Source organism: Salinispora oceanensis (assembly GCF_000383575.1).
Lineage (GTDB): Bacteria > Actinomycetota > Actinomycetes > Mycobacteriales > Micromonosporaceae > Micromonospora > Micromonospora oceanensis.
In genome coordinates, this window is the sequence record NZ_KB911579.1 from 5,012,727 (window position 1) to 5,024,281 (window position 11,555).

Here is an 11,555-nt window from a genome sequence, read left to right on the forward strand (position 1 = left end):
CCCACCCCCCTCAGGCCGGATCCACCGCGAGCAACGGCTGGTCGTACTCCACCGGTTGGCCGTCATCGGCGAGGACCTCGGTGATGCGCCCGGCGCGGTCAGCGGTCACCTCGTTCATCAGCTTCATCGCCTCTACAATGCCGACGACCTGGCCGGGATGAATCTGGTCGCCGACGGCGACGAACGGCGCAGCGCCGGGCTCCGGCGCCCGGTAGAAGGTGCCGACTATCGGCGACCGAACGGCGTGCCGAGCGACGGGCACGGCTGCTGGTTGCGGAGGGACGACCGGCGGCGCGGCGAGGAGCGGTTGCGGGGGGACGACCGGCGGCCCGGTGAGGACCGGTTGCGGGGGCGGTTGTCCGGCGTCAGCCGCCGCGTGCCACTCCACCTCCAGGATCGCGTCGCCGCTGCCCAGCCGGATCCGCCGGATCGGCCCGGCCAGCTCGGCGAGGAGTTCCCGGGCCTGTCGGCGCAGCCCGGTCAGCGCGGCGTCCGCCGCAACGTTGGATACCGCCGCCGGAGTGGCGTCGAAGGCGCCGGCGGCCCCTGGTTCCGTGTCCGCCGTCGCGTCACCGTTGAGAGTCGTGACGCCGATCGGCGCCAGTTCGGCGGTCATCGGGCACCCGCCTTGGCTCCGAGGCCAGCGGCACCGAACCGGCGGAACCGCCGCCTTCGCTGGCGAACCAGGGTCGCGGTGGGCACGTCGAGCAAGGGCATCAGGTGCGCCAGCACCGCCTCCCGCACCGCCTGCATCGCGGCCGGCGGGTCGTGGTGCGCGGCTGGTGCCGGTTCCGGCACCACCGCGTCCACCACCCCGAGACGACAGAGGTCGCCGCTGGTCAGCCGCAGCGCGCGGGCCGCCTGCGGCGCCGCGGACCGGTCCGGCCAGAGAATCGCCGCACACCCCTCCGGGCTGATCACCGAGTAGACGGCATGTTCCAGCATCAGCACCCGGTCGGCGACCGCGAGCGCCAGCGCGCCGCCGCTGCCGCCCTCACCGGTGATCACCGCGACGACCGGGGTTGGCAGCATCGTCAGGGTCAGGATGTTCTCCGCGATCGCCGCGGCCTGGCCTTGTTCCTCCGCGCCCACTCCCGGGTCGGCACCCGGGGTGTCGACGAGGGTGACGACGGGCAGCCCCCACCGCGCCGCCAGCCGGACCAGCCGGAGCACCTTCCGGTGCCCGGCCGGACTCGCCATTCCGAAGTTACGCGCCATCAGGTCGGCGGTGGTGTGGCCCTTCTGGTGGCCGACCACCAGGACCGGGCGGCCGGCCAGCTCCGCCACACCGCCGACGACCGCGGGGCAGTCCGAGCCCAGCCGATCACCATGCAGCTCGATGAAGCCGTCGAAGGCCGTCTCCAGATAGTCCAGGGTGGTTGGTCGACCCGGGTGCCGGGCCAGCCGGACCGTCTCCCAGGCATCCCGTCCGTCGGCACCGGGGCACGGTGCCGGCGGGCTCTCCACGGGTGGGCAATCCGGTTGGGGGCCGGCGCCCGCCCGTGGCCGCCCGCCGGATGCGGCGACGAGCAGGGTGGCGAGACAACCACGGAGGGCGTGCCGGGGCACCACCAGATCAACCTGGCCGTGCCGCAGCAGAAACTCGGCGGTTTGGAACCCGTCGGGCAGCTCCCGGCCGGTGACCTGGCGAATCACCCGAGGACCGGCGAAGCCCATCCGGGCGCCACTCTCGGCCACCACCACGTCGGTGTTGGTGGCGAACGAGGCGGCAACGCCGCCGTACGTCGGGTCGGTGAGCACACTGACGCTCGGCACTCCGGCCTCGCGCAATGCCGCGACGGCCTGGCTGACCGTCGCCATCTGCATCAGCGACAGCACCCCTTCCTGCATCCGCGCTCCGCCGGAGGCGGTCACCACCACCAGCGGAACCCGGTCGGCGAGGGCTCGTTCGGCGGCCCGGGTGATCAGCTCTCCGACCGCGCAACCGAGGCTGCCGCCGAGGAAGCGGAAGTCCATCACGGCGATCACACAGGGCGCGCCGGCTACTGCGGCGGTACCGCAGACGACCGCCTCGGCCAGCCCGGTGCCGTTGCGCGCGGCGGTGAGCCGATGTGGGTAGGGAAGTACGTCGACGAAGCCGATCGGATCCACCTCCGGCGCCGGGTCAGCGAGCGCGGTGAACGATCCGGGGTCCACCAGCTGGGCCAGGCGGGCCGGCGCGTCCAGCCGGGAATGTGCGCCGCACTCCGGGCACACGTCCAGGTTCCGCCGCAGCCGCTTGCGATACAGCAGGCTGGCGCAGCCGCCGCAGCGCGACCAGAGCTGCCCGCCCCGGGGCGTGGTCGGGTTCACGGCCGGGTTCCAGGAGCGTCGAACCGGTAGACACACCGGGCCATCGCGTCTCGCGGCTCCCGCCAGGTCGGCAGGTACGGCGAGACGTACGGACGCAACCGCTCACTGACCCGGACGAACTCCGGGTGCTGCCGGGCCCCGGCGACCGCCGTCTCCCCCGGTAGCTCCGTCTCCAGGAGGTGCAGGTACAGGTCTTGTAGCCGGTAGAGCGACCGGTGCTGGACCCCGGCCAGGCGAGGCAACTCGGTCGCGTCGGACTCGGCGAAGATCTCGGCGATCCGCTCCTCCGCGCTCGGGTCGACCTTCGCGACGATCAACGAACGCTCCATCGATGAACCTCCCCCAACGGCTGCGGGCGCCGGCGGCGCCGTACGCCGAAAAGCCGGATGACTATGCGCACCATGGCGGCGTCACCGTCACCGGGGCGTCACCGGAGCCGTCCCCGGCCCAGACTTTGGTGACGGTGCGTTGACGCTGACTGTGTAGGAGCTGTGACATGCAACCTGCACATAGTGGCCTATCCCCAGTTCAGAGTGGGTTTCACAGCAATTACACACCGATCGGGGATGTTGACGGTGCGTGACTAGATTGATAATCTCCGTCACGGTTAACCCGGTGGCCGTGACCCGACGCCGTGCCGCGGGACCAGCTACCCCGACCTGTGGGGTCACGGGCAGCCGCGCCGGGGGACACAACCGAGGAACATTCCGCAGGGGGTCCGCCATGGCCGCTGGTCCGTCCATGCCGACCGCCGGGGACCGTCCGGGTACTCCGATCCGGCTGCACCTGCTGGGCGGGTTCCGGCTGTTGCACAGCAACGCCCCGGTGGTCGTACCGCGCGGGCTGCAACGCGTACTCGCGTTGGTCGGCCTGCGCCCCGGCACCACTCGCAGCCACCTCGCCGGGCTGCTCTGGCCTGACACGCCGGAGGAGCGTGCCCTCTCCTCGCTCCGCACCGCGCTGTGGCGGTTACGGCAGGACCCCTACTGCCCGCTGCACACCAGTGGGGACACCCTCCGACTAGGACCCGCGGTCCACGTTGACGTGGACGCGCTGGTCGGCATGGCCGCCCGGGTCCGGGACGGGGACGACCCGAACACCGCCGCGGCCGTACTCGCGAAGGGCCGCCACGACCTACTGCCCGGCTGGTACGACGACTGGGTGTTGGCCGAACGGGAGCGGCTACGCCAGCTGCGACTCCACATGCTCGAGGAACTGGCCGACCACTATCTGACAGCTGGCCGGCACGGTGAGGCGCTCGAAGCGGCGTTGGAAGCGCTCTCCGCCGAGCCGCTCCGGGAGACCCCCCACCGCCTGGTGGTCCGCATCCACCTCGCCGAGGGCAATGCCTTCGAGGCGGTGCACGCCTTCTACGTCTACCGAGACCTACTGCGTCGGGAGCTACGGCTCGAGCCGTCGGCCACGATGACCGCCCTGCTGGACGACACGCTCCGGCCGATCCGGCAGGCCAGCCGTGACCCCCGCGGACGCCAGCAGCCACCAACTCCCCGCGTCACCAGGACGGACATGGATGTGACGGGCAGGTGACAGGGGGTTCGGCAGCGTGGAGGACGGCATCCGCCCCGAACCGGCCGCACGGGGCACCACGGCGGAAGGAATCTCTCAAAATGAGCCGACTACTGATCGTCAGCAGAATCGTCCCCGGCGCGGAGGGACGGGTGGCCCAGATCTTCGCTGAGTCCGACGCCACCGAGTTGCCCAGCCTCACCGGCGTCCGGCACCGCTCCCTGTACTGCCTGCATGACCTGTGCATCCACCTGATGGAGACCGCCGACGTGGACCCGGACACCCTGGCCGGCGCCCGGAACCATCCGCTCTACCGGCAGGTCAACGAGCGACTCTCCGCGCACACCTCCCCGTACCTGCCGACCTGGCGCTCACCGCGCGACGCCATCGCCGGCTGCTTCTACCGTTGGGACTCCGCGGCTACCGCCGCGCCCCACGTGGCGGGCTGACGCCCACGTGTCCCGCGACCAACCGCACGTTCTGATCATCGGGGCGGGGACCGGTGGGCTCTGCCTGGCGCAGGGACTGCGCCAGGCCGGAATCGCCGTGACCGTCTATGAGCGGTACCGCACCCGAGGCGACGGCCTACTCGGCTACCGGGTGGGCATCGGACCAACCGGCAGCCGGGCACTACGCGAGTGCCTGCCGTCCGACCTTTTCCACACCTACCTGGCCACCTGCGCCAAGTCCCCCCGCTACTTCAACGTCATCACCCAACGGCTCCGGCAGACCGCGTCCTTTCCGCTACGACCGGAGACCGACGTGGTGAACACCGAGCGCTCCGTCGCCCGGATGACCCTGCGCCAGGTCCTGCTCACCGGGCTGGAGGACGTGGTCCACTTCGACAAGGCCCTCACCCACTTCGAGCAGCGCGATGACGGCAGCGTCACCGCGTACTTCGCGGACGGGGACAGCGCCACCGGCGACCTGTTGGTGGGCGCCGACGGCACCCACTCGGCGGTCCGGCGCCAGTATCTGCCGCACGCCGTCACCCGAAACGCGGGCACCATCAACATCGCCACCCGGATCCCGTTCACCGAGGAGGTGCGGGCGCTGCTGCCAGAGCGGATCGAGAAGGGCATCTCGCTCATCTTCGGCAGCGGTGGGGTGATGGGTGTCCTGCACGTCATGGAGTTTCCGTGGGACCGCTCGGGCGCCCTCAAGGACGGCCTCGATCCGGCCGACGTGGCGCTGTTAAACAGCTGGCCCGGACGGGCGCACGACAGCACCCGCGACAACGTGAACCTGGTGGTCTGGAGTACCGCCCGGCGATTCCCGCCGGACATCATGCGCCAACGCGGCGATGAGCTGATTCGGACCGCGCTCGGCCTGACCCACAACTGGCACCCGCACCTGCGCCAGCTGCTGGACCTCGCCGACCCGGCCAGCGCCCTGCCGGTCAAGGTCTCCACCAGCGAACCTGTTCCGCCCTGGAAGAGCAGCACGGTCACCCTGCTCGGCGACGCCATCCACACGATGACGCCGGGGCGCGGGGTGGGTGCGAACACCGCCCTGCGGGATGCCGCCCTGCTGACCCGGCAGCTGCGCCACACCGCCGCCGGGGAGAAGACGCTGTTGCAGGCGGTAGCCGACTACGAGGCGGCCATGCTGCCATACGGCTTCGCGCGGGTGGCGGATTCGTTGAACCGCAGCGGCACCAGCGGCGACGATCCCATGTACAAACCGGTCGTCGGGCGGCTCGCCCTGCTCGGGGCCCGGGGCTACTTCGGCGTCACCAGCCGGGTGCCGCGGCTCGCCCGTCGGTTCGTCGATGACTTCTACAGCTACCGGGGCGAGGAGGAGAACTGACCACAACGGCCGGACCCCAGCCCGGGGTCCGGCCATGCCCGCGCCGACCCTTCCGGCAACTTTGAGTTGCGCTATGACCACTGTGGGTGTGATCCGATCTGGCTACGAGCTGTGTTACCTGGCCATGCTGTCGTACCGCACCGGGAATGTGGCAAGCTGCGGCGAGCTTTCTCGACTAACTCGCTAATCGAAAAGGGGAGGTCTGCCGTGGCGTGGTCGGACTGGCCGTTGATTGTCGTGGCTCTGCTAGTGGGCGCCGCCGCCGGCTGGGTGGTCCGCGGCCGGCGTCAAGCCGCGCGGGGTGACACCACTGGGGATGGTACGCCGGCACCCGCGACGAGGATCGCCGTAGGGGAGCCCGCCCCCACCTCCACCAACCGCGACGCCAGCACCAGCACCAGCACCAGCACCAGCACCAGCACCAGCACCAGCAACAACAACAACAACAGCAACAACACCGACGGTCCTGGTGCGACCGAATCGGCTCCGGCCCCGGCTCCTGCCGCGTCAGAGCCGGCGTCGGCGGCAGAGCAGGTCGACCTGGCGCCAGCAGCCCGGGAGCACACCCCGACGGCCGACAGCGACCAGGCCGAGGAGCCGGCCGACGCCGACACGACGGCGCCCCCGGTGGTCGTCCCACACCCGGTGACGCCCGACACCGAGCCGGCGGACCCGGCCCCGGTCGCCGCCGAGTCCGGACCGGAGCCGGACACCGCTGACGACTTCCGCCGAATCCAGGGGGTCGGGCCGAAAATGGCCGCGGCGCTCCACGCCGCCGGCATCCGTACCTACCGGCAGCTCGCCGAGTTGGACGAGCCGGCGCTGCGGGAGATGATTCGCGCCGCCGGCCTGCGTGGCGCGGCGAGCCTGCCGACCTGGCCTCAGCAGGCGAAGGCGCTGGCCAAGGCGCCCGAGCCAGCGGGTGCGCTGCCGGCCGAGAGCGGCTCGGGCGCCTAACGGCGTGGGCCCGGCGACACCGGCCGACGGATACCGCACCGGGGACGGCAGTTGCCGTCCCCGGTGTGGTCGGATATCTATGTAATCGCGACTGGTGTTACCGGAAGCAGTTCAGCACCGGGCCGGTGCTACCCAGACAGTTGGTCTGCTGGTTCTCCCCGACCACAGTCTGCGAGTCCAGCGTCGCCTGCGCCTTGTCCACAAGCAGGCCGCCAGCCGGCAGCGTTGACTGATTCCCGGTCACGTGACTGCGGTAGAGCGAGATCCGGCCCATGCTGACCGCGATCCCACCGCCGGTGGACTTCGCTTCGACGGCGCGGTTGTCCCGGACCGCGCTGTTCCGGACCAACAGGTTCGACTTGGCCGCGTGGATGCCGCCGCCCGAGCCGTGCGCCGTGTTGCCCTCCACCACGCTGTCATCCAGCGGCACGAGGCCCTGGGAGGTGGAGACGCCGCCGCCGTTGCCGGTCGCGAGGTTGTCCCGGATCTCCATTCCCCGCAGGAAGATCAGCGCGTCCGAGTTCGCGATCCCGCCCCCGGTTCCCGCCTGGTTGCCGACAACGGTCGAGTCGGAGACGCGGGTACGGGCCGAGAAGCTGGCCAAGCCCCCACCCTGCGCCGCCGAGTTCTGCTCGAAGGTGCTCGTGTGTACCTCCGCCGCGGCCTGGTAGTTGCCCAGCCCGCCGCCGTAGGCGGTGGCGCTGTTGCCCGTGAAGGTCGAAGAGTGCAGGGCCAGCACCCCGTTGTTGAGCAGCCCCCCACCCTTGCCCGCCACTCCGAGGGCGTGGTTGTTGATCAGCGTGCTGTCCCGAACGACCATATTGCCGTCGTTGAACAGGGCTCCCCCGCCACCCTCCGCCGAGGACGAGGTGTTGTTCATCGCCGTCACCTGCTCGATCAACGCCGATGCGCCGTGCACCACGTGGACGGCGCCTCCCTCGGCGTCCGAGTGACCACCGACGAGCCGGACGTTACGCAGAGTCAACTCACCGGCGTCACGGACAGTGAAGAAGCGGAACACTTCGGCATCCTGCGCACGCTCGATCGTGGCCTGCTCACCCTCGATGGTGACCGGGTGGTAGATGACCGGCAGCCCCGCCTTGTCATCGGCGGGGTCACGCGGCGGCTTCTCGGCCGCGCCCGGGTTCTCGGCCGCGTCCGCCGCCTCCCGCGCGTCCCGGATCCCACCGTCGTACAGGTCGGGCTGCTGGAAGGCGTCGGTGAGCGTGTAGGTGCACCTCGGCGCGAGCCGCAGCACCCCGCCACCCTCGGCGTTGGCCCGGACCAACGCGGCGATCAGCTGGGCGCTGTCACAGGGCACCGGCGTCCCGAGGGCCTCTCCGCCGAGTTCACCGGCGGAGTCACCCTGGGCCACGGAGGCGTTCTCGCTGCCGTGCGGTCGCTCGTGCGCCGCGGCCGTGCCGGCGAACCCCGCCGCTCCGACCACCAGGCCGCTGGCTACCAGCCCGCCGGCGAGCAACCGTCGGGGCCGGCGCCGGCCCCGCGGCGGTCGCTGGCTGTCGTGATACGTGGACATCGTGCTCTCCTGCCTTCCCCTCGCACCTGAGCCGACCGGACGATTCCGGACGGTAAGGCACCGACCACGTGGTCGTCACCGAACGTCACGGTACGGACCGCAGAGAGAGCAGGCTCGACAACGTGAATAAATCACCTCTTTACCTCACATTCTGGAACACAGTGCCGACGGGTGACCGACCGGCTGGCAGTCGGCATCGTCGGGCGTTCACACCGCCGCCCCAACGGCTCGCGGGCAGCCAGAGCAACACAGCCACCCCCTTTTGGGGAGATCTACTCGCATTTGTGCCACTTTGGCGGTTATGTCGGTTTAGCTCGAGGATGGTTGCTGCCGCCTACCTGGTAGCCGAGGAACGGCACCCGGCCCCGTCCGGGTGTGCTGACTTCTCGTCCGCGACGGGGAAGGACACCAAGACCGCGATGAAACATCCGCACCACAACCACAACCACGAACCAACCCAGCCAGTTGGAGGCCGGACGAGGGGACGATGGTGGACCCTCGGGCTGGCCGGGGTAGCGGGCCTGGCCTTGACCGCCACCGCCGCCACCCCGGCCGCCGCCGCCATCGGGCGCACTCTCGCCCCCGACGACCGCCCCTCCGCCGACGGGCACCGCGAGGCGGACAAGGGCGACGGCAAGGGACGCAAGGAGGACAAGGCCAAGGGCACCCCCGTCCCCTGCAGCGCGGACAAACTCATCGCCGCGATCACCCTCGCCAACGCCCGCGGCGGCGGCATCCTCGACCTCGCCAAGGACTGCACCTACCTGCTTACCACCAACATCGAAGGCAACGGCCTTCCCGCGATCACCACCCCAATCACCCTGAATGGCAGCAAGCACACCACCATCGAACGCTCCACGGCCGCCGATCCATTCAGAATCCTCAGCGTCGACACCGGCGGCAACCTCACCCTCAACAAATTGAAGATCACTGGCGGTGTGGCCGAGGAGGACGGCGGGGGCGTCCTGGTCAACCAAGGCGGAGAGTTGACCGTCAAACACAGCACCATCACCCGCAACATCGCCGAGGACAACGGCGGAGGCATCGCCAACAACGGCACCACCAGGGTCAAGAGCTCCACTCTCACCCTCAATCGAGCACAGGCGGGTGGTGGCATCCAGAGCAACGGCCACCTCAGTGTGATCGAAACAGAGATCAACCTCAACGCCGCCGGTGATATCGGTGGCGGCATTGACGTAGGCGAGGATGGCACCGTACTGATACACAAGAGCATGGTGAACGACAACACGGCGGAAGTGGCCGGCGGACTGAACATCGATTCCGGGATCCTCCAGCTCACCCACTCGGAGGTCGTCGGCAACTCCGGCGCCGATGACGGTGGCGGAATCGTCCTCGGCGAGGCGCAGGCCACGCTACAGCAGGTGAAGATCGTAAAGAACACCTCCTTCGAGGGCGGGGGAATAGCCGCCTTCTCCGATTCCACGCTGGTGGCCGAAAAGACTCTGATCAAGAACAACATCTCTCTTGGAGAGGGCGGCGGAATCTACAACGACGGCCAGGCCGTACTGCGCAAAACCGAAATCGTCAGCAACCTCGCGGACGAGGCGGGTGGCGGGATCTTCAACGACAGCGACGGCACAATCAGCCTGTTCACCACCAAGGTCATTAAGAACATCTCCGCCGAGGACGGTGGCGGGATCTTCAACGAAGCCGGCGGCACGGTGAACCTCAACACCGCCACCGGCACCGTGGTGGCCAAGAACCGGCCGAACAACTGCTCCGGCGACGTGCCTGACTGCGCCGGATAACAGCATCCGAACACCTCGGACTCGAGGGGTTTCGTTCCCGCCGCCTGGTGGTGGGGGCGGAACCCCTCAGCCGCGCCGCCGCCCCGTGCCGCTCAGTCCCCGTTCAGGACTCGGCTACGACCACGGAACTCGGCGATCACCACACCGTCGGCTCTGGTGACCGTGACGTCGTAGATCCCGCTGCGGCCGTAGCGGAGGCGTTCGGCGGCGTGGGCAAGCAGCAGATCCCCCTCGCGGGCCGGCCGGACGAAGATGATGTCACCGCCGGCCGCTACTGTCACCGGTCCGTGGCTGTTGCCGGCCAACGCGAACGCGGTGTCGGCGAGCAGGAACAGATAGCCACCGTGGGCGATGCCGTGACCGTTGACCATCGCCCCGGTTACCCGCATCCGGGCCACCGCCGCCCCCGCCGCCGCCTCAACCAGCTCGATACCGAGCGCACGCGAGGCGACATCGGCAGCAAACATGTCGTACGCGGCGTTGCGTCGCTGCGGGTCCGGCTTTGGATGGTGACCGGGCCCGTCCGGCTCCGGTACCGTCGCGCTCTCCCGCCCGGTCGGCTCCCGCCGGTCCGGGTGGGGCGGACGATCCGACATCGCCGCTCTCCTCACTGCACGGACGAACGCTTCGACGATCTTGCCACCGTACGCCACCGCCGCGGGGTCCGGCACCACCCACGCCCCGCCGGACCCGCTACCGCGTGGCCGTGCTGCCCCGCCGTTAGGGTGGGCTCGGTCAACGGCGGGGTGGATGGGGGAACGGGTGTCCGGACCGGAGCAGCGACGCGTCGACCCCGATGTCGACCTGGCCGTGCCCGCCGATCGAGCCGAGCTGCCCGCCCACCCGGCCGCGGTGCTCGCCGCCGTCTCCGCCGGCGGTGTGCTGGGCGCGCTGGCCCGCGCCGGCCTCTCGGCTGCGCTGCCGCACGATCCCGCAGGCTTCCCGTGGCCGACGTTCGCGGTCAATCTGAGCGGATGCCTACTCATCGGCGTGCTGATGGCGGTACTCACCAAGCGGGCCGACCCACCGGTGCTGGCCCGGCCGTTCCTCGGGGTCGGGGTACTCGGCGGCTACACCACCTTCGCCACCCACGCCGTGGAGGCGCGGCAGCTGGCCGCCGACGGCGCGCCGACGACCGCCCTGGCCTACCTCGCGGCGACCCTGGCCGGTGCGCTGCTCGCCGTCTGGGTCGGCTACGCGGCCACCGACCGGCTCACCCCGTCGGTCGGCGGGACCGGGGCGGGACAACGGGCGGTGCGCAGATGACCGCGCTGCTCGTCGCGCTCGGCGCGGCCGTCGGGGCGCCGCTGCGCTACCTCGCCGACCGAGCGGTACAGGACCGCTTCGGTGCCCGCTTCCCCTGGGGAACGTTGACGGTCAACGTGGCCGGCTCGCTGCTGCTCGGGTTCCTGCTGGGACTCCCGCTCCCGCCGGCGGCCGGCGTACTGCTCGGCACCGGGCTGTGCGGCGCCCTCACCACATACTCGACAGCCAGCTACGAGACCCTGCGCCTGGCCACCGCCGGTCGGTTTCGTCCGGCGGCGGCCAACGCGGTACTCGGCGTCGCCGCCGCGGTGGCCGCGGCGGCGCTCGGCCACCTCGCGGCGACCGCCCTGCCCTGGGCGTGAGCCGGGCCCGCCACA

The 11,555-nt window shown here is 70.5% G+C and carries 13 protein-coding genes; 8 read left to right on the forward strand and 5 right to left on the reverse strand.

The window, feature by feature from the left end:
* Nucleotides 1–10: 10 nt before the first annotated feature.
* Genes accB through SALPAC4_RS0123045 form a run of 3 tightly spaced genes read right to left on the reverse strand, consistent with a single transcriptional unit; the run spans nucleotide 11 to nucleotide 2,642 of the window.
* A complete protein-coding gene (accB, locus tag SALPAC4_RS0123035; protein ID WP_019872377.1) occupies nucleotides 11–616 on the reverse strand; it encodes an acetyl-CoA carboxylase biotin carboxyl carrier protein in 606 nt (201 codons plus the stop codon).
* The gene (locus tag SALPAC4_RS0123040) at nucleotides 613–2,313 is read right to left on the reverse strand and encodes an acetyl-CoA carboxylase carboxyltransferase subunit alpha (protein WP_019872378.1); all 1,701 of its coding nucleotides are present in this window, start codon (nucleotides 2,311–2,313) and stop codon (nucleotides 613–615) included. The genes accB and SALPAC4_RS0123040 overlap by 4 nt, the downstream gene beginning before the upstream one ends.
* Nucleotides 2,310–2,642: a TcmI family type II polyketide cyclase gene (locus SALPAC4_RS0123045; protein ID WP_018730480.1), complete on the reverse strand. Its 333-nt coding sequence runs from the start codon at nucleotides 2,640–2,642 to the stop codon at nucleotides 2,310–2,312. Before SALPAC4_RS0123045 ends, SALPAC4_RS0123040 begins: the two co-directional genes overlap by 4 nt.
* 2 nt (nucleotides 2,643–2,644) lie before the next feature.
* Here SALPAC4_RS0123045 and SALPAC4_RS28060 point away from each other — a divergent pair, with 2 nt between their 5' ends.
* The 5 genes from SALPAC4_RS28060 (at nucleotide 2,645) to SALPAC4_RS0123070 (ending at nucleotide 6,606) form a co-directional block, all read left to right on the forward strand.
* Nucleotides 2,645–2,785: a hypothetical protein gene (locus tag SALPAC4_RS28060; protein ID WP_019872379.1), complete on the forward strand. Its 141-nt coding sequence runs from the start codon at nucleotides 2,645–2,647 to the stop codon at nucleotides 2,783–2,785.
* A 251-nt stretch (nucleotides 2,786–3,036) separates the two neighbouring features.
* Nucleotides 3,037–3,861, forward strand: a complete 825-nt coding sequence (locus SALPAC4_RS0123055) for an AfsR/SARP family transcriptional regulator (protein WP_019872380.1) — start codon at nucleotides 3,037–3,039, stop codon at nucleotides 3,859–3,861.
* Nucleotides 3,862–3,941: 80 nt separating this feature from the next.
* A complete protein-coding gene (locus tag SALPAC4_RS0123060) occupies nucleotides 3,942–4,289 on the forward strand; it encodes a TcmI family type II polyketide cyclase (RefSeq protein ID WP_019872381.1) in 348 nt (115 codons plus the stop codon).
* A gap of 7 nt (nucleotides 4,290–4,296) precedes the next feature.
* Nucleotides 4,297–5,649 carry an FAD-dependent oxidoreductase gene (locus SALPAC4_RS0123065; RefSeq protein WP_019872382.1) on the forward strand — a complete coding sequence of 451 codons (1,353 nt, stop codon included), beginning with the start codon at nucleotides 4,297–4,299 and terminating at the stop codon, nucleotides 5,647–5,649.
* A gap of 207 nt (nucleotides 5,650–5,856) precedes the next feature.
* On the forward strand, nucleotides 5,857–6,606 hold the full coding sequence (locus SALPAC4_RS0123070; RefSeq protein ID WP_019872383.1) for a helix-hairpin-helix domain-containing protein: 750 nt from the start codon (nucleotides 5,857–5,859) through the stop codon (nucleotides 6,604–6,606).
* 97 nt (nucleotides 6,607–6,703) lie between these two features.
* Here SALPAC4_RS0123070 and SALPAC4_RS0123075 read toward each other — a convergent pair whose 3' ends face one another.
* Entirely contained in the window at nucleotides 6,704–8,143 is a 1,440-nt protein-coding gene (locus SALPAC4_RS0123075) for a right-handed parallel beta-helix repeat-containing protein (protein WP_019872384.1), read from the reverse strand.
* Between the two features lie 419 nt (nucleotides 8,144–8,562).
* Here SALPAC4_RS0123075 and SALPAC4_RS0123080 point away from each other — a divergent pair, with 419 nt between their 5' ends.
* Complete coding sequence (locus SALPAC4_RS0123080) at nucleotides 8,563–9,912, forward strand: hypothetical protein (protein WP_027645025.1); 1,350 nt, start codon at nucleotides 8,563–8,565, stop codon at nucleotides 9,910–9,912.
* 92 nt (nucleotides 9,913–10,004) lie between these two features.
* On the opposite strand, the gene paaI is transcribed toward SALPAC4_RS0123080, so the two are convergent.
* A complete protein-coding gene (gene paaI / locus SALPAC4_RS0123085; protein ID WP_027645026.1) occupies nucleotides 10,005–10,508 on the reverse strand; it encodes a hydroxyphenylacetyl-CoA thioesterase PaaI in 504 nt (167 codons plus the stop codon).
* Between the two features lie 154 nt (nucleotides 10,509–10,662).
* On the opposite strand from paaI, the gene SALPAC4_RS0123090 reads away from it, so the two are divergent.
* Nucleotides 10,663–11,178 carry a fluoride efflux transporter FluC gene (locus SALPAC4_RS0123090; RefSeq protein WP_019872387.1) on the forward strand — a complete coding sequence of 172 codons (516 nt, stop codon included), beginning with the start codon at nucleotides 10,663–10,665 and terminating at the stop codon, nucleotides 11,176–11,178.
* A complete protein-coding gene (gene crcB / locus SALPAC4_RS0123095; RefSeq protein ID WP_019872388.1) occupies nucleotides 11,175–11,540 on the forward strand; it encodes a fluoride efflux transporter CrcB in 366 nt (121 codons plus the stop codon). The genes SALPAC4_RS0123090 and crcB overlap by 4 nt, the downstream gene beginning before the upstream one ends.
* The last annotated feature ends 15 nt before the right edge of the window (nucleotides 11,541–11,555 follow it).